This is a genomic window from Alcanivorax sp., assembly GCF_002733835.1.
GTDB lineage: Bacteria > Pseudomonadota > Gammaproteobacteria > Pseudomonadales > Alcanivoracaceae > Alcanivorax.
The window spans coordinates 1-19216 of sequence record NZ_NVWY01000041.1; the positions used below are offsets into that span (position 1 = coordinate 1).

Sequence of the window (19216 nt, forward strand, 5' to 3'; positions counted from 1 at the left end):
GCGACGATCTGGCAACAACTGCTGGGCCGTGAAACCGTCAGCCGCGATGATAATTTCTTTGCGCTGGGCGGCGATTCCATTCTTGCCTTGCAGGTGGTCAGCCGCGCCCGCCAGCAGGGTCTGGCGTTAACGCCTAAGGATCTGTTCGAGCAGCCGGTGTTGAAAGCGCTGGCGGTGCAGGTAGTGAGTGCCCAGGCGTCGGTGATTTCTCAACAGCCCTTGCAGGGCGCGCTACCCCTGCTGCCCATTCAGCAGCATTTCTTTTCCCTGAATCCGCCCAGCCCCAGTCACTGGAATCAGCACCTGTGGCTGGCGCTGGATGCTCCCATGGAGCGGCCGGCGCTGGAGGCGACGCTTCAGGCCTTGTATCAACAGCACGACGCCCTGCGATTGCAATTTACCCGTGAGCAGAACGGCTGGACGCAAACCTGTTTGCCGGCGGACGCGCCGAGCCATGAATTATTGTGGTGGCGGCAGGCGACGGATGATGCGGCGGTATCCGCATTGTGTGAACAGGCCCAGCAAAGCCTGAACATTGAAGCAGGGGAACTGTTCCGTGTGCTTTATGTGCAAACGCCGCAGCAGCCGGATCGATTGTTGCTGGTGATTCATCACCTGGCGGTGGACGGGGTGTCCTGGCGTATTCTGCTGGACGATTTGCTCGGTGCCTATGGGCAGGCACTGGCGGGCCAGGCGATAACCTTGCCGGAGCGTACCCACAATCTGGGTGACTGGCATCAGGCATTGCTTCAATGGTTGCAGAACAACGGCGATGAGCGCTTGCCGTTCTGGCTGGCCCAGCAACCGGACAAGGCTTCGGCTGCCTTGCCTGCGTACGCCGAAAAGCAAAGTGCCATCTTGTCGCTGGACAAGGCGGATACCCGCCGGCTGCTACAGGATGCGCCAACCAAGCTGGGGGTTAGCGTGCCGGCACTCTTGCTGACTGCGCTCTCCCGCACCTTGAAGCCCTCATCTGTAGGAGCGGCGCTCGAGCCGCGAACCCGCTCGCGAGAAAAGTCTCTGGATGCGATTCGCGGCTCGAGCGCCGCTTCTACAGGGAATTCGCCCCTGGTTATCAATCTGGAAGGGCACGGCCGTGAAACCCGCCTGGCGCCGGGCATGGACCTGAGTCGGACGCTGGGCTGGTTTACCAGCCTGTATCCGGTATCGCTGCCGTTCTCCGACGACCCGCGCCAGAACCTGTTTGCGGTATCGCAACAATTACAGCAAACCGAACCGGATGGCGGCGTGGGCTATGGCGTTTTGCGCTTTCTTGCTGACACCCCATTGAATAACAGTCCCGATGCGCCGGTTACGTTCAACTACCTGGGGCAGTACCACTACGATGCCTTGGTTCAGGGCTTTACGCCGTTGCGCGGTGGTGGCTCTGCCCAGGCGGGCGACAATCCCATGGCCTCGCCCCTGGCGATTAACGGTCAGGTGGTCGGCGGGCAACTGGAGCTGGTCTGGGATTTTGCCTCCAGTGTGTATGACGAGCAGCAGATTGCGCATTGGTGTGGCCGTTACCGTCAGGCCTTGCAGGCATTGTTGGCTCTGGCGGATGCGCCCCGTGAAGCCTGTGCCGATCCGGCACTGGTGACGCACCTGAACCGGACCGGGGATCTACCTGTGCTGTGGTGCCCGCATCCGGTGACGGGGCGCACCACCGGTTACCAGGCCCTGGCCGCCAGCCTGGAAGGGCAGTGGCAAGTACGGGGCCTGCAATCGCGCAGTTTCCTGGAGCCTGGCTGGTTTGATCCGTCACTGAATGAAATGGCCGAACGCTATTACCGCACGGTGCGCCAGCAGCAGCCGGAAGGCCCTTACTACCTGCTGGGCTGGTCACTGGGGGGCGCCTTGTCCATGGAGCTGGCTCACCGGCTGGAGCAGGCTGGCGAAACCGTGGCCTTTGTGGGGTTGCTGGATACCTATGTGCCGGGCCACGAAGTGGCGGAAGACCAGTGGTCATCGCCGCAGGCGCAGCAGATGTTACGTGAACACCTGGGCATGCTGCTGACCTCGGCGTCGCCGATGGCGCTGGATGATTGCATTGCGCGCCTGCGTGACAGCCAACCGGCGCAATGGCCGCAGAATTTTGCGCAATGGCTGGCCACGCAAGCTATTGAGCCGGCGGTGGCCGACAGTGCTGCGCAGTTATTGCATGCCTGGGCGGTGGAGCAACATTTGCGGGATTTATGTTGGGGTTATCAGCTGCCAACGTTGCAAACCCCGGTACACAGTTGGTGGGCCAGTGAGCCGGCGGGCCGTGGCCAGGCTCTTGAGAACGGGCTGGCCACGTGGGTTGATTTCGCCCACAGCGACACCGTGCCGGCGGATCATTTGACGATTGTGCGTGAGGCCACCTTTTTACAGAGCCTGCCGGCCCGGCTTGGGCAGAGCAAAGCTCAGCAGCCATTGACTGAAATGCCCGGCTAATCACTTTTTTTGTGCACTAGTCGTAAGGTTTGCAATCTGTATAATGCAGTTGCGAATCATTCCTATTACTGTAATTTTTACGATTGTTAGGAGAACGACCATGGGGAATCGGACCGAGAGCGGGCTGATCCGGGGGCTTAAGTGGGGCCGCAATCCGTTGGCGCTGGCGGTAGCCGCGGCACTGGCGGCGTCACCCGTCTGGGCAGACGAGCAGCAGGACGCTGATGAATTGCAGACTATCGAGGTGAATGCCGAGCAGTCAGATGACGTGTACGGCGGGGACGACTTTGGCTATGTGGGCCAGCGAAGCCTCACTGCCACCAAGACGGATACGCCGGTGAAAGAAACGCCGCGTGCCGTTTCTATTGTTACCCGCGAGCAGATGGATGATCGCGCCTCGGTCAGCATCGCCGATGCCCTGCAGTACACGCCCAGTATTCAGGCGAACTTTTACGGCGAAGATAACAAGCAAGACTGGTTTGTTATTCGCGGTTTCAAACAGGCCAATAACGGTTTGTACCGTGATGGGACCCGGGTTTATTCCTATGGCTTTTACAGCTGGCAGCTGGATCCTTTTGCCCAGGAACGTGTAGAAATTATGCGTGGCCCGGCTTCCGTTTTGTATGGACAAACTCCTCCGGGCGGCGTGATTAACGTTATCAGCAAGCGCCCTCAGGATTATTCCTTTGGTTCCGTGACTGCAGAATATGGCAGCTATGATCGCAAACAGCTGTCGGTGGATGTGGGCGGTGCCCCGTCGGAAGATGTGTCCTGGCGGGTTGTCGCGCTTGGCCGTGAAAACGGCACCCAGGTTGATGATCTGGAAGCCGAGCGCACCATGCTGGCACCGTCCTTGAAGCTGGGCCTGGGTGACCGGACCGAGCTGACATTGCTGGCGTCCTATCAGAAAGATGATTCCGATCCTTACCTGCAGTTCCTCCCCTCCAGCGGTACGATTTCGCCGAACCCCAATGGCAAAATCGACGATGGTGTTGCCATCGGTAATCTGGATTACGAGCAGTTTGAACGTACCCAGGTGTCTTTCGGTTATCAGCTGGACCATGCGTTCAATGATTCGACCACTTTCCAGCAAAGTGCTCGTTATCAGCAAATCGATGTGGATCTGAAGCAGATGTACTCCCTGGGCTATCTGCCGGGCAGTGGTGATTCACAGGTGATTCGTGGGCTTAGCGATGAAGATGGCGATGCCTACGGCGTTAACCTGGATAACCGTTTGATTCATACGTGGTCGATCAACAATGTGGAGCATACGTTGTTGGCCGGCATTGATTACCAAAGCTTGCACATCGACGGTAAGAGCTTTGGCAACCCGCTGATGGGCTACGAAGCGGCGCCGGGTATCTTCGCGCCGGCGACGCTGAATCCTTTTGATCCGCAGTACCGAAACGCGGATGAGTTGACCCCCGTTTCCTGTAATTTCGCCACCTTTGTGTGTACAGAGGTGACCAGACGTCAGCGAACCACCATTGATGCTTATCAGGTCGGTGGCTATCTCCAGGACCAAATGAAGTTCGACAACAATCTGGTGCTGACTGTAGGTGCCCGTTTTGATCGGGCCAGTAGCGATATCGAGAATAAATCCACCGGCGTTGAGCAGAATATCGACAACGACAAGTGGACAGCCAATGCCGGCCTGGCCTGGTTGCTCAATGACAACCTGACTGCGTATACCAGCTACTCGCAGTTCTTCCAGCCGATTCTGCAACTGGACCAGAATGGCGACGCGGCCAAGCCGCAAGAGGGCGATCAGATCGAAGTGGGTATGAAGTTCCAGCCGGAAGGTATTGATGGTTACTTCAATGCGGCGGTATTCAAAATTACTCAGGAGAATCTGGCCTCCGGTCAAACCGGTACACCCGCGTTCCAGCAAATCGGAGAAGTGGAAAGTGAAGGCATCGAGCTGGAAGCTGTTGCCAATATCACCCCGAGCTTTAGCCTGCTGGCCAACGCTACCTGGATGGATCCGGAAATCGTTTCCGATAGCACACCGGCTGAAGAAGGTAATCGTCCGGTGAATATCGCGGATACCCTGTATTCGGCCTGGGCCAAGTACACCTTCCTGGGTGGCCCCTTGAACGGCTTCGCCATTGGTTCCGGTGTGCGTTATGTCAGTGATACCTACGGTGATAACACCGAGACCCTGAAAGTGCCGTCCTACACGGTCTGGGATGCCACTGTCAGCTACCGCTACAAGGACTTCAAGTTCCAGGTGGCGGCCAAGAACCTGGAAGACAAGCAGTACGTTGCGACCTGTGACTACTACTGCTGGTACGGCGACCGTCGCAATGTTATCGGCAGCGTGACCTATGCCTGGTAAGAGTCTTCACCGATCCATTCCGCTGCCCACCGGGCAGCGGCTGGATGTGTTTGAACAGGCACTGGCACCGCAGTGGCGGTGCCAGTGGGACGACCAGGATCTGCTTAGGGTGGAACTGACCGACGGCATCGCCCGTGTGGAGCAGCATTGTCAGGAACCGACGCAGCTTCTGCGTGCTGCCTGGGCGTTCTTTGTCTCGCAGCCGGATATGGAAGCCCTGCAGTTTGAGAGTGGTTTTAACGCTGCGTTCATGATTCAGGAAGAAAATCAGACAGCACGGCTGGAACGCGACATGTTCTGGCAGCTGCCCGGTGACTGGTTAAGCCAGGGCGATGCCTTGCCGTACCCGGTCACCATGATCATGGATGAATCCGGCCGGCGTCACCCACGACGCCGCGCCAAGCCGGCGGGGGAAGTGTACCGCCGTTTTGATACCGGTATTCAGGCGTGGGTGTCTCTGCGCACGCTGGATATTGAGGAAGACCTGCACCGTTTCATGCGCTGGCAGAACAGCGAGCGTGTGGCTGCCTTCTGGGAACAGAGCGGCACCCTGGAAGAGCATCGCGCTTACCTGGAGAGCCAGGCGAAAGAATCGCGAGTGCTTAACCTGATCGGTTGCATAGATGATGAGCCCTTCGCCTACTTTGAGGCGTATTGGGCCAAGGAAGATCGCATCGCACCCTATTACGATGCACAGGATTTTGATCGCGGGATTCACATGCTGGTGGGCGAAGACCATCACCGTGGCCCGCACAAGGTAAAGGCATGGCTGAATGCGCTCTGCCATTACCTGTTTCTCGATGATTGTCGTACCACAAGGATTGTGTCCGAGCCACGCTCGGATAACGACAGGATGATTCAACACCTTCAAGCCAGGCGATTTGCCAAGCCAAAGGAGTTTGATTTTCCGCACAAGCGCGCAGCCCTGATGGTGCTGCATCGTGATGCGTTTTTTGAGCGTTGCGAGCTGAGCTGAAAATCACGGTTCGGATTTTTTCACTCTGAACCGCCATGGCGCGCTGCCCACCACTATCCGGTAGCAAGTGGCTGACTGTCCGAATTCTTCGGTGGTCGGTGTATGGATAACCCGGAGGTCGTTCGGTCTCCGCCACATTGAGGACATATCACCATGAGCGTTCATTCTCAGGAATACGATGTCGTTGGTATTGGGTTTGGCCCGGCGAACCTGGCCATTGCCATTGCACTGGACGAGCAGAAAGACCTGGATGGCCTGCGTTACTGTTTCCTGGAAAAACAACCCCGCTTTGAATGGCACGGCGGCATGCTGCTAGAAGGAACTCGAATGCAGGTGTCATTTCTGAAAGACTTGGCGACCCTGCGCAATCCCGCCAGCCGTTTCACCTTTGTTAATTATCTGCATGACAACAATCGTCTCGATTCTTTTATCAACATGGGCACGTTTTTTCCTACCCGTGTGGAATATAACGATTACATGCGCTGGTCCGCCGATCAGTTTAAAGAGCATGTTCACTATGGTCAGGAAGTGATTGCCATTGAGCCGGTGGAGCAGGGTGGCGAAGTGGAGTGGGTGCGCGTGCGTTCGCGCAATGCTGACGGTAGCGAGAAAGAGATTTTTACTCGAAACCTGGTGATCGGCATCGGTGGTTACCCGAAGATTCCGGCGGTGTTCGCCGGGAAGATGGGTGAAAACATGGTTCACTCATCGCGCTATAAACACGAATACGAGCGGTTTGCTCGCCACGAAACGCCACGTATTGCGGTGATCGGAGCAGGCCAGAGTGCCGCTGAAATTTACCTGGATCTGATGGACCAGTACCCGGATGGCAAGATGGATCTGGTCAGCCGCAGCCGGGCCTTGCACCCGGCCGATGACAGCGCTTTTGTGAATGAAATCTTCGATCCAGCGTTCACGGATACTATCTACGCCCGGCCGGAATCCGAGCGGCAGGATTTTCTCAAACGTTTTAGCCAGACCAATTACGCGGTAGTGGACCTGGCGGAAATTGAACAGATCTACGAGCGTCTTTACCTGCAGAAAGTCACCGGCAAGATGCAGCACCGCTTCCTGTCCAACCGCGATATCGTTGGTGTGCAGAATGATGGCACCCGTGTGCTGTTGACCCTGCGCAACAAGGACACCGGCGTGGAACAGACCGAAGTCTACGACGGGGTGGTGCTGGCCACCGGTTATAACCGCAATGGCCATGAGCAGTTGCTCTCGCCCATGGCGGACTGGATGTCCGAGAAAGGCGTGGAGCGTTGTTACCGTTTGCCCATGGCATCAGGCTGCCATGCCAATGTGTTCCTGCAGGGGTGTTGTGAAGAAACTCATGGCCTCAGCGACACCCTGTTGTCGATCCTGGCGGTACGCTCCCAGGAAGTGGTGGATGCGTTGATAGAACGGCAGAGCCGGCCGCTCGAAACGGCCTGTGCAAGCTGATGATTCCTGCCCTGGCCCCCTTGTTTCAAGGGGGCTTCTCTTCCTATGGCCGGCTGTTACGGTTGGCCGAGCCGAACGATACGGCCATCCCGTTAACCGATCTGTTTGATGCCGGCCGGTTACGGCAGTCGTTGCATCAATTTCGCCCTGACTTGAAGGGGGAGGACGAGCGGGCACTGCTCTCCATCTGGAGTAAATACTATTTCTTGCGGCTGTTGCCGCCGGTGCTTGCGGCCAACCTGATCCTGCAACGTGAATTACCATTGTCGGTGGAGGTGCTGGCGGTTGAGGTGGATGCGCAAGGGTTGCCCGGTGTCTTCGTGTTGCCGGATGACGGACAACAACTTGTGGCAACCGCGCACCCGCTTTCCCGATTCGAGGGAATAATGCGGGATAATTTACAACCGGTTATCACTGCCTGGCAGCAGGCACTGGGGTTATCCACCCGGGTGCTGTGGAGTAATGCCAGCCGTTACATCCACTGGTTCACGGGGGAATTGAAAGGGGCCGGCTTGCCGGAGGTGCTCTGGGCGCCGGGGCGAGCGTTGCTTGATCAGCCCAGCTTTGAAAACGGTGACAGAAACCCCTTGTTTGGGGCCTACCAGGACAGGATGAACGCCAACACCGGCACTGTGATGACCGTGCGGCGCACCTGTTGTATTCGTTTTCGTTTGCCGGAGGCGGCGTTGTGTGAAGATTGCCCTCGGCTGTGTCGCAAGGGCATGGCAGCGTAAGCCGTTAACGGGGCAGGGCAATCCAGCTCAGCACACCTTGCTGCCGTTCGCGCCAGCGAAAAGGGATGGTGGCACCAAGCTTCCAGTCTGGCGACAGGGTTTTCAGCAGGGTCAGTGAGCGGGTCTCCCGGCGCTCCGCGTCATGGAAATAAAAGCGTTTTCCGGTGATCGGGTAGAGCGCCTTGAACAGGCTTTCCTTGGCGGAAAAAATCAGCGTGATGCGATTGGCGCGCTGAATATCCGATAACCCTTCCAGCTGTTCGCGTTCTTCGTGGGTCAGCAATTCCCGGCACAGACGGGCTGCCCGTTCTGCGCTGAGCCATTGCTCTGTGTCCAGCCCTACGGTCAGCCAATGGCGTGCATCGGCGACCATCACTTCAGCAATACCCTGGCTGTGGGTAATGCTGCCCAGACTGCCAGCGGGCCATTGTGGTGCCCGGTCGGGTCCCAGGGCCGGGATACCCTTAATGCCCAGCATCGCCAGTGCTTCACGGGCGCACCATCGCCCCGCCAGATATTCGCTGCGGCGTTTGGCCACCGCCGTACTCAGGGAGGGCGGCAGGGGGATGTCTGCCTGGGCAAAGCTGTCGTCGCAGAGGCGCTCAGGGGCGTAGTGACAGCCCACGCGCACCAGTCCGGTGGCGAGCTCTTCGCGGTGCAGATGAGTCAGGCATGCGGGGCGATGGAATAATGACATGATCAACAAATTTCCCGGTTGCCGGTACTATATCAGAGGTGTCAGTCGGAGGCCCCGGTCGCCGCACAATTTGATCCTCACCACAATGCCACAGCTGCTACACTAGGCATGCGCTGGCCGTGCGTTGTCAGTGTTTCCTTGCCACCTTTCTTTGCACAGGCTGCTCCCGTGACTGATGCCTCTTTTGCTTCCCTGCCGCTGTCTGCGGAACTGCTCGCCAACCTGAACACGCTGGGTTACACCACCATGACCCCGGTGCAGGCACAAAGCCTGCCATTTGTGCTCAAAGGGCATGACGTGATTGCCCAGGCCAGCACCGGCAGTGGCAAGACGGCGGCTTTCGGTCTTGGCCTGCTGCATCCATTGAATCCACGCTATTACGGTTGCCAGGCGTTGGTGCTGTGCCCCACCCGGGAGCTGGCCGATCAGGTGGCCGGGGAAATCCGCCGGCTGGCTCGTGGCCCTGGCAATATCAAGGTGCTGACCCTGTGTGGCGGGCAACCCATCGGCCCGCAGATTGGCTCGCTGGAACATGGGGCCCAGATCGTGGTGGGCACGCCGGGGCGTGTGCTCAAGCATTTGAGCAAGGGCACGCTGAGTCTGGAAGGGCTGAACACCCTGGTGCTGGATGAAGCGGATCGTATGCTCGACATGGGGTTTTACGACAGTATTGCCGAGGTGATCCGGCAGACGCCATCACGTCGCCAGACCCTGTTGTTTTCGGCGACCTATCCGGCAGGAATCAAGCAGCTGGCGGAAACCTTCATGAACAACCCCCGGCATGTAGAGGTGGAAGCGCTCCACGATAATAGCCAGATCGAACAGCGCTACTACGAAGTAGAACCTGCTGAACGGGAAGACGCGGTGGCGCGTGCCATTGCCTGTTTCCGGCCGGTGTCCTGCGTGGTGTTCTGCGTGACCAAAAAGCAATGCCAGGACGTGGTGAACCAGCTTTGCCGGCAGGGGATGTCGGCCATGGTGCTCAACAGCGACCTTGAGCAACGCGAGCGCGATGAGGTGCTGACGTTGTTTGCCAACCGCAGCCTGTCCGTGCTGGTTGCCACGGATGTGGCAGCGCGGGGGCTGGATATCGATAACCTGGATATGGTCATCAATGCGGAACTCTCCCATGAGCCGCAGACCCATATTCACCGTGTCGGCCGCACTGGCCGTGCCGGTGAAAAAGGCCTGGCCATCAACCTGGTAGCGCCACGCGAATCCCGCCGTGCCATGGCCATTGAAGAATTGCAGGGCGCGCCCCTGAACTGGCACCCGGTGAGCAGCCTCAAACCCCGTGAAGGTGACACCTTACACCCCCCGACAATTACGTTGTGCATCGGCGCTGGCCGCAAGGACAAACTTCGCCCTGGCGATATTCTGGGTGCGCTGACCGGTGATGCGGGGATTGCCGGCAACAAGGTGGGCAAGATTACCGTCACGGATTATCAAGCCTATGTGGCTATTGATCGTGACAGCGCAGATCTGGCGTTGGAGCGATTATTGAAAGGCAAAATCAAAGGCAAAAACCGGCGCGTTAAAAAGCTGTAACCTTTCCCGAGCTGTGGCCGGAGAGTCTCTCCGGCCACTTCCTCCATGCTTGTCATTTTCCCCCGTCAGTTCACGCAGAGTACGCAAGGTTTCTTCAGAGGCGGCCAGATGTTGGTCGTCGATTCAATGAAACGTGTCTGTATGTCGCCATAACCGTTACCGGGCTTTCTGTTGTTCCCACTGTGAGGGAGGAATCCCGAACCAGCGCGAGAATGCTCTGGAAAATGCGCTCAGGTCGGCATAGCCGAGCAGGTCGGAAAGTTGGGTGACTTGCAGGGTGGAGTCCCGCAAATAACGCAGTGCCATTTTCTGTCGCGTCTCATCCAGCACGGCCTGAAAGGACGTGCCGGAATCACTGAGCCGCCGTTGCAGGGTGCGGCGGCTCATGGCCATGCACCGGGCAATGTGGTCCACGGTCACCCGCCCCTGTGGCAGCAGGTCGCGAAGCAGATTGCTCACATAGCCCGGCAATTCCAGATCCGTGAGGTTCTGCATGGTGTCCAGGTGTTCCCGGATCAAACGGTGCAGGGTCGGGTCGGCCTGGCTGAGTGGCAATTCCAGTTCTGCCGGTTTCAGGAGCAAGGCCGTGGTATCGCTGTTGAACTGGGGGGAAACGCCCAGCACTTTCTGATAGGCCGCGAGGGGCGCCTGCCGGGCGTGTTCAAGCAGCATGGGGTGGGGGTGCCAGTTTTCTCCCATCAGTGTCTGCAGCAGCTTGCGGCCAACCCCCAGTGCCAGTTCTGCGCCCTGGTTGATGCCGGGCTGGCCCGGCTCCAGCACCCGGTAGGCCAACTGGACCTGGTCACCATACGCACTGACCTCCACGTGAGCGGCGCCCATGTGCAGATGGAAGTACTGCTTGAGTTCCGTGAGGGCTTCGCCAACCGTGCGTGCGTTGTTGAGCAGGTACAGAATCGGCCCGAAGATCGATACCCCCTGGCTGAGCCCCAGCTTCAGGCCGAACAACGGGTCGCCGCTGCGCGCCGCACTCAGTTTCAACAGCTCCAGAAAACGCCGGTAGGACACCAGGCCCTGAAGGTTGTCCAGCGTGTTTTCCGGCAAGCCGGCATCACGCAGCAGCTCGGTGTGTGACAGCCCGTATTCGGCAATCAGGGTGTCGAATCCATACAGCGCGGATGCCCTTGCAAAGTCCTGCATGGTGTTTGTCCTTGGCCCTGCCTGTTGTGGTTGTTCTGGCACCAAATGCTAAATCATTGGCGCACTTTATCAAGTCCGTGGCCTGGCAGCGGCGCATGATGGCTTTGCGATACAAACAACATCATTTCAGGGAGAGCCAACATGCTACCGATTACCGTTAAAGATCATGACAGCCTGCTGACACTGAACAACAACGATATGCCGGTCTACAAGGACATCATGGTCCCGGGCCTGGATGTTCAGCCGCAGTTCATCGACATCAACCGTGGTATCTGGGTACTGCGTGTCATGTTCCACCCCGGCGTGCGCCTGCCCATGCATTACCACACTGGCACCGTCCATCTGTGGACCCTGTCTGGCAAGTGGAACTATGTGGAATACCCGGACCAGCCGCAGACGGCCGGCTGCTACCTGTACGAGCCTGGCGGCAGCATTCATACCTTCTCGGTACCGGAAGACAACACGGAAGTGACCGACACCATCATGATGGTGGAGGGCGCCAACGTGAACTTCGACGAGAACGGTGAATACCACAGCATTCTGGACGCCAACTCCATCACCTTGCTGATCGAGCAGTACATCCAGGAGAACGGTCTGAAGCCGGCCAACTATATCAAGCCGTCCATGCCGGACTACGCGCCGAATATCAAAGGCTGAAGCGGGCCGGGAGTCATACGGCTGTATGGCTCCCGCGGTCTGAAAAGGGAGAGTGGATATGACAACAACAATGCCAGTCGGCTACCACGGGCAGCAGCCCGAGGTGCCGAAATCCGTCTTCGTGACCGGCGCAGGCGGTTTCATTGGCCGGGCCATCATGGCGCGCTACAAGGCGCTGGGCTGTGAGGTGCGTGGCATGGATCTGCAGCCGGATGAACGCGCCGGTATCGTGGCCGGTGATATCACTGATCCCGCCGGTTGGGCAGAGCACGCCAAAGGCTGTGACCTGTTCATCCATACCGCAGCGGTGGTCAGCCTGGCGGCACAGTGGCCGGCGTACCGCAAGATCACCGTGGAAGGCACCCGCAATGCCATCAAAGTGGCGGTGGCCGCCGGGGCAACGCGTTTCGTGCATTTCTCCTCCATCGCGGCGCTGGGGTATGACTACCCGGATGGCGCGGATGAAACCTGGCCGGTGGTCATCGGCAATGAATACCTTTACGGCGTCGCCAAGGGAGCCAGTGAGCATGTGGCGCTGGCGGCCCATGCCGCCGGCGACATCGATGTCACGGTGATTCGCCCCGGTGACGTTTATGGCCCCGGTTCCCGCGCCTGGTTGATCGAGCCGTTGAAGATGGCCAGAGCCGGCCAACTGATCCTGCCGGACAACGGCCAGGGCATGTTTACGCCGGTCTTCATTGACGACTTGCTCGACGGGATCATGCTCGCCGCCGGTCTGGAGGACGGCAAGGGGCAGATATTCATCCTGTGGGGTGGCGAGGCGGTGTCCTGCAAGGAATTCTTCAGCCACCACTGGCGCTGGGCGGGCCGTCAGGGATCCCCGCGCAGTCTGCCTCTCAAGGCGGCGCTGGCGCTGACAAAAGGCATCTGGAAAGTGAATCAGATGCTCAAGCGCAATGATGAGGTAACACCGGATGCCATGTTGATGTTCACCCGCAAGGGCGGCTTTTCCATCGACAAGGCGAAGCGCCTGCTGGGCTATCAACCCAAGGTAAACCTGGCGGAAGGCATGCGTCAGTCCGAAGCCTGGTTGAAGGCTTGTGGTGAACTGGAGGACAAGACATGAATCACATCATGATTACCGGTGGCGGCAGCGGCCTTGGGCTGGGCATGGCGCGCCGTTATCTGGAGCGCGGCATTTCCGTCAGTGTGCTGGACCTGATGGTCAACAACGACAATCAGAACCTGCTGGACCAGGCCGCCAGTGCCGGCGGCAGTCACTGGGCTTTTTTTGAAATGGACATCACCGATGAGGTGGCGGTCTCCAGAGCTGTTGCCGCTGCGGTGGCAAAGTTTGGCGCCCCCGAGAAGGCTATCAACTCGGCTGGTGTGGCGATCAACAAGACCCTGGCAGACATGCAACCGGCAGAGTTCCGCAAGGTTATCGACATCAACCTGAACGGCAGTCTGCATTTTGCCTCGGCGGTGGTGCCGCATTTGAAGCAGGGCAGCCGCCTGGCACTGGTTGCCTCGTTGGCAGGCATTACCAGCAACTACGGTTACAGCGCCTACGGTGCCTCCAAGTTTGGCGTTGTGGGGCTGGCCACTGCACTGCGCTATGAATACGAACCGCTGGGCATTCACCTTAGCTGCATCTGCCCGCCAGAAGTTCACACACCGCTGGTGGACAAGGAGCGCCAGGAAGGCAACCCGATTTCCCTCGAGCTGAAGAAAACGGCGGGCTGTATGGACCCCGATGTGGCCTGTGACCAGATCGTGGCAGGGCTGGATGCCGGCAAGTGGATGATCATCCCCGGTGCCCTGGGAAAAGTGACAGGGTTTGTGGCCCGTCATCTACCCGGCTTGTTTAATGCCTACATTCAAATGATGGTCAAGAAACTGATGCGGCAACACCCGGTCAGCCGACCGACCTGATTTCCTGTCTCGCAAGATAGCGACACTCCGCTATGCCCCCGCACCCGATGGTGCGGGGGCTTTTTTTGGTTTTATCACGCATTTACGGGAATTGAGACTGGGTTGATGTAGGTGGTCTGACGTTTAAAACAACCTAGTCCGCTTGATATCGCCTGCGGCCGTTTCGCCGGACAGAACTCGTGTTACATGACAGAAGCGAATGGCCTCATTGCCGCTGTGACCTTGATCTACCCGTATCATCGCAGTAACCGTGCCTGTGCGGCCGACGCCACCCTTACATCGAATGAGTATTTTCAGTCTATAGGCTGCCCACGCCAGATACCGTTGCGTGTCAACATGATAGTTTCGAGAAACTGAATTAGTATGTGGCTGGGGAATAAATGGGGGGCGCCACCGTATTGATTAGCGGGGCAGCCATTAAAGTGTATCGCTTATCGCGTCCATACAGGACGCTGTTTGATTACTCTCGGACCACATTATGACAACAACACTGCGCGACAGCCTGGTATGCCTGGTCGCCCTGATGGCGGCCGGCTGTGGAGGTGGTTCCTCATCCAGTGGCGGCGCCGACACGCAAACCACGAGCAGCGCGCCAAGCCAGGCCTGGTTTTATGATGCTGACGGCGCGCAGGTGGCGCGTATGCAGTTCCAGTACCCGGACGAACTCACGATCAATGTGCAGCTTCACTCTGTCGGGCCAGACATGACCTGGGATACCGGGGATGATACGTCGCATCCCTATCTTCAGTGCCAGTACATGTCGGCGCCGACCCCGTTGCTGCGCTATCCGGATCTGTATTTTCATGGTATGGCAGGCTCGCCTACGGGAGCGACTGGACTGGCAGCTTTAGGCCTTTCGAATAACGGCCCGATGAAATGCCCGATACGTAACGGTCGACGACTGCAGCAAGAGTCCGGTTACGTAACCGGACTGCTCATGCCTGCCTTTGACTTTGCTTACAGTTACCACATCAATGCCGAACTTGAGCATTTTGGCAGGACTGCAACGGAGGTGATCGGCTACGAATTTGTCGGCCTGGACACAACGGTTGCCGAGGTATTGGCGTTGTCAGAATTTACCTCTGATATCGACCTCACCACGGTGGATGAGCCTGATCTGCCAGCCATCGTCGATCACACGCAGACCAATACCGTCAGCTTCGATGCCGAGCAGCGGCCCTTGAGCATTGACCTCGCTGCCGATAGCGCCTGGACCGCTGTGCTTGAGGAATACTGCATGGATACTGATCCAATTGCCGTCTCAATCAAGCTTCTGAGGGGATGCTCTTCCGCCTATCAAGCACGGTCCTACCGCTATCTGGATGATAGCGTCGAACAGGATACTCAACGCTACAACGGCTCAACGTCCGCAGGCTTATATACCTACACCGCCACTCGCCTGGCCGACCGGGTCATCGTCCATCCCGGTACCGCCGATGCCGGTCCTGAATCGGAGGGGGATTACGAGTCCTATCTCTTTAATGAGTCAGAACAAGTGACGGCCAAGGTGCGAAGCTCATACGGCAAAGACGGGATTTGGGGCACGGAAGACGACCAGCAAGAAGCTCGCGAGACTTACCATTATGATCAAAATGGCAGGCTCTCCGAAGTGGGCCACTTCGGGTCGATAATCCGGAAGTATGGTTACTACAACGATGGGAAATTGAAGCGGGTTGACCACGTTCATAGTGAGTCCGACGTCCCCTGGGAGCGAACGCTGGTCTCCTATCGGCAGGGCGCGCCAGCGAAGATCACCGTGCAGAGTCGCGAAGACGACGGGAATGATGGCTATGTGCTGCAGACGCGTATAGTAATGGAATTTGCGCCCAGCGAAGAAAACTGGCCCGAACTGTTCTCACCCGTCCCCCTTTTCCCCGAATTCCGGACGCCGCCCAGTATTGATGAGCTGATGCGCTTTCAGCCGATAAGGTGATCAAGTAAATATAAGCGGTTCAGATGGGACCGCTTTTTCTTTCTATAGAAGGGCTATTGCCTGTCAAAAACTGCGGCGGTCATTTTATGCAGCATGTGAAGTACAAGCTGCCAGTTGCAGGCAGCTCATGCTACACACTAGGAGATCGGAAACAGGAAAGAAAATTGGTGGGCCCACCAGGACTTGAACCTGGGACCAATCGATTATGAGTTGGCAAGGTATACCGCAAAGCCAGCAAAATCAAGAGTAGGGTGACGTAGCTAGCCGTAATGGAAAGTATTTTTAAAACAGTAAGTTAGCGTAATTATCCGAAAGCAGTCAAAGCGTATGAGTGTACCTGTACTGTACCTTTTTTCGATTCGGTATAGTGTCTCTAGAATTCGTGCTGTGGAAGCTGCCCTGACGGTTGCCGTTAATGAAGAAGTCATTCTTCGGAGCGGGGTAATAACGTTAGGCTATGGAGAGCGGAATGAAGGACTCAACATTCACTAGCGTCTGGGATGCCATCGAGGACGACCCTGCAGAGCGGGAAGACCTCAAGGCCCGTAGCAATGCCATGATGCGGCTGAAAGCGCATATCGCGGCCAAGGGCTGGGATGCCGGAACTGCAGCAGCAGAGCTGCAGGTAGACCTGTTCCTGGTGGAGTGCTTGCTGAAAGGCCGGATCGGCCAGCTCGACCAGGAAAGCCTGGCATCAATGCAGCGGGCTGCAGAGATCAGCACAAAGGTCGTGCTGACGCCGTTTGACCCGGTTGACTACCTGGACAGTGAAGAAGCGATAGCAGAGTTCATCGAGGCGGCGAGGGAAACCGAGGACGAGGAATACATTGCCCATGCCAACCAGGTGGCTGACCGGGCAAGGCGCAAACTTCTAGTTACTCGATAAATTTCTCAATAACGCTATCGGCTCCGATCAAAGGGATAATCCGCACCAGCACCTGGTCCATGACCCCCGATTCGGCTTTGGCGATGAACTCAGCCTTCCGATCTTTCCAGGAGAGCGTTTGGATCAGGCTTGAGGCCGCCACAGACGGTTTGTCCAGGTTCTTTACGGCGACCTCGGTGGCAGCCCCTCGAATGCTTGTACTGATGGGGCAGCAAATCAGGAGCCCTGTTTGCTTGTTGTACTGCTTGGAAGACAGAACCAGGGCGGGCCGGTATTTGCCAATTTCTTTGCCCCTGGTCGGCTCGAAATCCAACCAGATGATGTCATTACGATCCGGGACGAACTGAGCCATCAAGCCCCCATTTCAGAAGCAGAGGGCTGGGCCAGCTCGTCCGCATGAGCGCCATGGGCATCAAGCCCTTTCAGCAGGTCAGCTTCCGAGAAAGGCAGGTTAACCTTGCGGGGAGCCTTCTGCGCGGCCTCAATAACGATTTTTCCGGCCTTTACATCAATGCTGATCGAACTGGATACATCCAGCTTCGCTAGTGCCAGAATCTTGCTGGGGAGCCGTACAGCGGCGCTGTTCCCCCAGCGTTTGATTTCACTTTGCATGGCAACCTCGCCTCTATGCCTGTAGCTACACATGTATCTACATTAGCTCTGGGTGATGCCCGTGTCAACGATTGTATCTACATGTGGATCACCCGGAATTTGTCGTCATATCGGTTCAAAGTGAACCTGGCCTGGCCAGGCGGTACCCTCAAAGTGTCGTTATTACGCTCAGTTTTTGAACAGAAAAAGCCCGAAAAGGGGCTGTTCATGGGGCCACAGGCCGCATTCTGTCGTCATTGAGGCGGGATTTTTGGCATACCCGGATTCTGTCGTCATATCCCCCCTAAAGTGTCGTCATTGGCTGTAACCCTTTGTATTTACGGAAAAAACAGGTAGCCAGTGGCGGCCATTGGGATGCGAATTAACCAGATGCCGGCAAGGGTTAGGGTAATATTAGTTAACATCTTAGGAGTAGGGCTTAGCTATGGAATCGATCAGTTCACCCAAGGAGAAGCGGGACACCTCAAGAATGCTCAATCCGTTGACGCAATCAGAGATCGAATCTCTGCGGCAAGAGATGCAGCAGGATGGGGTAAAAGTCAGGGCCTGGCTGCAGGAAAAAGAGAAGACCAAACAGCAGGCCTGACAGGAAAAAGGCGCAAAGAGCCTCAGGGTAGAGGCCCGTATATATAGGACGTTAGCGCTGGAAAAATAGTCTCCCAATGTGGGCTGGTGGCAATAAAGACCAAAAAAGAATAGCCCAATGTATAGACAGCGTATTTATGGATTGAAAAATGATGCTTAGTAAGGCCTTTAAAGACGATCTCTTCTTCCTCAGATTTATTCTTTTTATCCCTGAGTTTTTTATATGTAGTAGGAAATAGCTGTCTAGCTGAATAGCTTACAGTTAATAAAAAGGCAACAGAGAGAGCAGCGTTAAAATCTGGTGAGTGCGTTCCTAGTGATGCTAGGCCTAAAGTAAACGCCAGGACTCCTATTGTGTTATTCAAAAAGCTTTGCCAATTTTCAAATTCACGACGCACTAAATCCAGATCAATTTTATCTTGAGGCATTCCTTTGCTACTCCATCTTTGGCTGGGTTTGTCTAAGGGAAATCTTTCTGCTTGGGTATAGAGTTAAAAGTGAATGTAGTGCCGCATAAGGTGCCGTTTTTGGGTCACATTAGCTGGCACAGTAGCGCCAAAATATCGCTGGGAGCCGCTGTAAGAGCAGTCAACCAACTTTGATTGGGCCGAACATTCCTGTGTGAATTAATGAGTTCCAGATTTTCTTGATGGCTTGCCCGGTTTCTTGATTGACGAACAATGATGAGCGAGCACCGTGAGGGCTCCCAAGTAAGTAATAGCGCATGCTCTCCCAGGTTTCTGCAAGCTCGGACCAGCGCCAGCACGGGAGTTCTTGTTCAAGGATTAGGGGGATTGCGATAGATAGGGGGATCATCCCGTCCATGCCGATCACTCTCTCCCAGTTGCACTTAACCAATACAGGAGTAGCGTCAGGGTTGTATAGCGTCACATCCAGCTTTTCAGCAGTAATGTGTGCGATAGGATGAATAGGCAATGCATTCACCGATTCTATGAGTTGCTCAGCTTTGCCACTTTCTGAATAGGGGCAGGAGATGAATCCGTTGAGAAAGAATCGCGTGTGGTCGAGGCCTTTGTAGCGAGTCCGATCACTTGGTGCTACTTCTGGATACCGCTTGTCATGGTTGCAAACTAGAGGGTGCCAAGATGGGTAGCTATCAACAACTGGACCAACCTCATCAACGATATCCATGAGGGCTTCTTTGCTGCTGGATCTTACGGATTCGTCTGCATCTTGTGGTCTTGGAACAAGGTAAGCCTCTACCTGTTCATAGCCACGCTGTGCGGCTTCGTCGGCTCGAAATGCCATTTTTGCCTCGCAATAAAGTTGATTCATGCATAACTGTGTCACTTT

General features: G+C 56.6%; 18 protein-coding genes. 12 read left to right on the forward strand and 6 right to left on the reverse strand.

Annotated features, from left to right (window positions below):
- From COA55_RS14535 to fhuF, 5 genes are all read left to right on the forward strand, one after another.
- Positions 1 to 2436, forward strand: a 2436-nt coding sequence (locus COA55_RS14535) for a condensation domain-containing protein (protein ID WP_290502718.1), incomplete at its 5' end; no start/stop codon positions are given.
- A 100-nt stretch (positions 2437 to 2536) separates the two neighbouring features.
- On the forward strand, positions 2537 to 4774 hold the full coding sequence (locus COA55_RS14540; protein ID WP_290502719.1) for a TonB-dependent siderophore receptor: 2238 nt from the start codon (positions 2537 to 2539) through the stop codon (positions 4772 to 4774).
- Positions 4764 to 5750, forward strand: coding sequence for a GNAT family N-acetyltransferase (locus COA55_RS14545; RefSeq protein WP_290502720.1), 987 nt, complete (start codon positions 4764 to 4766; stop codon positions 5748 to 5750). The genes COA55_RS14540 and COA55_RS14545 overlap by 11 nt, the downstream gene beginning before the upstream one ends.
- Before the next feature lie 153 nt (positions 5751 to 5903).
- A complete protein-coding gene (locus COA55_RS14550) occupies positions 5904 to 7196 on the forward strand; it encodes a lysine N(6)-hydroxylase/L-ornithine N(5)-oxygenase family protein (protein ID WP_290502721.1) in 1293 nt (430 codons plus the stop codon).
- Entirely contained in the window at positions 7196 to 7930 is a 735-nt protein-coding gene (gene fhuF / locus COA55_RS14555; RefSeq protein WP_290502722.1) for a siderophore-iron reductase FhuF, read from the forward strand. The genes COA55_RS14550 and fhuF overlap by 1 nt, the downstream gene beginning before the upstream one ends.
- A 4-nt stretch (positions 7931 to 7934) precedes the next feature.
- Here fhuF and COA55_RS14560 read toward each other — a convergent pair whose 3' ends face one another.
- Positions 7935 to 8627 carry a 4'-phosphopantetheinyl transferase superfamily protein gene (locus COA55_RS14560; RefSeq protein ID WP_290502723.1) on the reverse strand — a complete coding sequence of 231 codons (693 nt, stop codon included), beginning with the start codon at positions 8625 to 8627 and terminating at the stop codon, positions 7935 to 7937.
- 168 nt (positions 8628 to 8795) lie between these two features.
- Here COA55_RS14560 and dbpA point away from each other — a divergent pair, with 168 nt between their 5' ends.
- The gene (gene dbpA / locus COA55_RS14565) at positions 8796 to 10175 is read left to right on the forward strand and encodes an ATP-dependent RNA helicase DbpA (RefSeq protein WP_290502724.1); all 1380 of its coding nucleotides are present in this window, start codon (positions 8796 to 8798) and stop codon (positions 10173 to 10175) included.
- A gap of 156 nt (positions 10176 to 10331) precedes the next feature.
- On the opposite strand, the gene COA55_RS14570 is transcribed toward dbpA, so the two are convergent.
- The gene (locus COA55_RS14570) at positions 10332 to 11333 is read right to left on the reverse strand and encodes an AraC family transcriptional regulator (RefSeq protein WP_063521537.1); all 1002 of its coding nucleotides are present in this window, start codon (positions 11331 to 11333) and stop codon (positions 10332 to 10334) included.
- 141 nt (positions 11334 to 11474) lie between these two features.
- Between COA55_RS14570 and COA55_RS14575 the strand changes: the two genes are divergently transcribed.
- From COA55_RS14575 to COA55_RS14595, 5 genes are all read left to right on the forward strand, one after another.
- On the forward strand, positions 11475 to 11990 hold the full coding sequence (locus COA55_RS14575; protein ID WP_290502725.1) for a 2,4'-dihydroxyacetophenone dioxygenase family protein: 516 nt from the start codon (positions 11475 to 11477) through the stop codon (positions 11988 to 11990).
- A 58-nt stretch (positions 11991 to 12048) separates the two neighbouring features.
- Positions 12049 to 13077: an NAD-dependent epimerase/dehydratase family protein gene (locus COA55_RS14580; RefSeq protein WP_290502726.1), complete on the forward strand. Its 1029-nt coding sequence runs from the start codon at positions 12049 to 12051 to the stop codon at positions 13075 to 13077.
- Positions 13074 to 13886, forward strand: a complete 813-nt coding sequence (locus tag COA55_RS14585; protein WP_290502727.1) for an SDR family NAD(P)-dependent oxidoreductase — start codon at positions 13074 to 13076, stop codon at positions 13884 to 13886. The genes COA55_RS14580 and COA55_RS14585 overlap by 4 nt, the downstream gene beginning before the upstream one ends.
- A gap of 478 nt (positions 13887 to 14364) precedes the next feature.
- Positions 14365 to 15819 carry a hypothetical protein gene (locus tag COA55_RS14590; protein WP_290502728.1) on the forward strand — a complete coding sequence of 485 codons (1455 nt, stop codon included), beginning with the start codon at positions 14365 to 14367 and terminating at the stop codon, positions 15817 to 15819.
- 469 nt (positions 15820 to 16288) lie between these two features.
- A complete protein-coding gene (locus tag COA55_RS14595; RefSeq protein WP_290502729.1) occupies positions 16289 to 16705 on the forward strand; it encodes a hypothetical protein in 417 nt (138 codons plus the stop codon).
- Here the strand turns inward: COA55_RS14595 and COA55_RS14600 are convergent.
- Both COA55_RS14600 and COA55_RS14605 read right to left on the reverse strand, forming a co-directional pair.
- Positions 16695 to 17057, reverse strand: a complete 363-nt coding sequence (locus tag COA55_RS14600) for a type II toxin-antitoxin system PemK/MazF family toxin (protein ID WP_290502730.1) — start codon at positions 17055 to 17057, stop codon at positions 16695 to 16697. The genes COA55_RS14595 and COA55_RS14600 overlap by 11 nt on opposite strands.
- On the reverse strand, positions 17057 to 17317 hold the full coding sequence (locus tag COA55_RS14605) for an AbrB/MazE/SpoVT family DNA-binding domain-containing protein (RefSeq protein WP_273632588.1): 261 nt from the start codon (positions 17315 to 17317) through the stop codon (positions 17057 to 17059). The genes COA55_RS14600 and COA55_RS14605 overlap by 1 nt, the downstream gene beginning before the upstream one ends.
- 424 nt (positions 17318 to 17741) lie before the next feature.
- Between COA55_RS14605 and COA55_RS14610 the strand changes: the two genes are divergently transcribed.
- Positions 17742 to 17903 (forward strand): hypothetical protein, encoded by a 162-nt coding sequence (locus COA55_RS14610; protein WP_290502731.1) that lies wholly within the window; start codon positions 17742 to 17744, stop codon positions 17901 to 17903.
- 22 nt (positions 17904 to 17925) lie between these two features.
- Here COA55_RS14610 and COA55_RS14615 read toward each other — a convergent pair whose 3' ends face one another.
- On the reverse strand, positions 17926 to 18330 hold the full coding sequence (locus COA55_RS14615) for a hypothetical protein (RefSeq protein WP_290502732.1): 405 nt from the start codon (positions 18328 to 18330) through the stop codon (positions 17926 to 17928).
- Positions 18331 to 18490: 160 nt separating this feature from the next.
- A complete protein-coding gene (locus COA55_RS14620) occupies positions 18491 to 19198 on the reverse strand; it encodes a hypothetical protein (protein ID WP_290502733.1) in 708 nt (235 codons plus the stop codon).
- Between the last annotated feature and the right edge of the window lie 18 nt (positions 19199 to 19216).

What these genes read in the sequence shown, in the direction of transcription:
- COA55_RS14540 (WP_290502719.1), top strand. Translation starts at nt 2,537, where the DNA reads ATGGGGAATCGGACCGAGAGCGGGCTGATCCGGGGGCTTAAGTGGGGC.
- COA55_RS14545 (WP_290502720.1), top strand. Translation starts at nt 4,764, where the DNA reads ATGCCTGGTAAGAGTCTTCACCGATCCATTCCGCTGCCCACCGGGCAG.
- COA55_RS14550 (WP_290502721.1), top strand. Translation starts at nt 5,904, where the DNA reads ATGAGCGTTCATTCTCAGGAATACGATGTCGTTGGTATTGGGTTTGGC.
- fhuF (WP_290502722.1), top strand. Translation starts at nt 7,196, where the DNA reads ATGATTCCTGCCCTGGCCCCCTTGTTTCAAGGGGGCTTCTCTTCCTAT.
- COA55_RS14560 (WP_290502723.1), bottom strand. Translation starts at nt 8,627, where the DNA reads ATGTCATTATTCCATCGCCCCGCATGCCTGACTCATCTGCACCGCGAA.
- COA55_RS14570 (WP_063521537.1), bottom strand. Translation starts at nt 11,333, where the DNA reads ATGCAGGACTTTGCAAGGGCATCCGCGCTGTATGGATTCGACACCCTG.
- COA55_RS14575 (WP_290502725.1), top strand. Translation starts at nt 11,475, where the DNA reads ATGCTACCGATTACCGTTAAAGATCATGACAGCCTGCTGACACTGAAC.
- COA55_RS14580 (WP_290502726.1), top strand. Translation starts at nt 12,049, where the DNA reads ATGACAACAACAATGCCAGTCGGCTACCACGGGCAGCAGCCCGAGGTG.
- COA55_RS14585 (WP_290502727.1), top strand. Translation starts at nt 13,074, where the DNA reads ATGAATCACATCATGATTACCGGTGGCGGCAGCGGCCTTGGGCTGGGC.
- COA55_RS14590 (WP_290502728.1), top strand. Translation starts at nt 14,365, where the DNA reads ATGACAACAACACTGCGCGACAGCCTGGTATGCCTGGTCGCCCTGATG.
- COA55_RS14595 (WP_290502729.1), top strand. Translation starts at nt 16,289, where the DNA reads ATGAAGGACTCAACATTCACTAGCGTCTGGGATGCCATCGAGGACGAC.
- COA55_RS14600 (WP_290502730.1), bottom strand. Translation starts at nt 17,057, where the DNA reads ATGGCTCAGTTCGTCCCGGATCGTAATGACATCATCTGGTTGGATTTC.
- COA55_RS14605 (WP_273632588.1), bottom strand. Translation starts at nt 17,317, where the DNA reads ATGCAAAGTGAAATCAAACGCTGGGGGAACAGCGCCGCTGTACGGCTC.
- COA55_RS14610 (WP_290502731.1), top strand. Translation starts at nt 17,742, where the DNA reads ATGGAATCGATCAGTTCACCCAAGGAGAAGCGGGACACCTCAAGAATG.
- COA55_RS14615 (WP_290502732.1), bottom strand. Translation starts at nt 18,330, where the DNA reads ATGCCTCAAGATAAAATTGATCTGGATTTAGTGCGTCGTGAATTTGAA.
- COA55_RS14620 (WP_290502733.1), bottom strand. Translation starts at nt 19,198, where the DNA reads ATGAATCAACTTTATTGCGAGGCAAAAATGGCATTTCGAGCCGACGAA.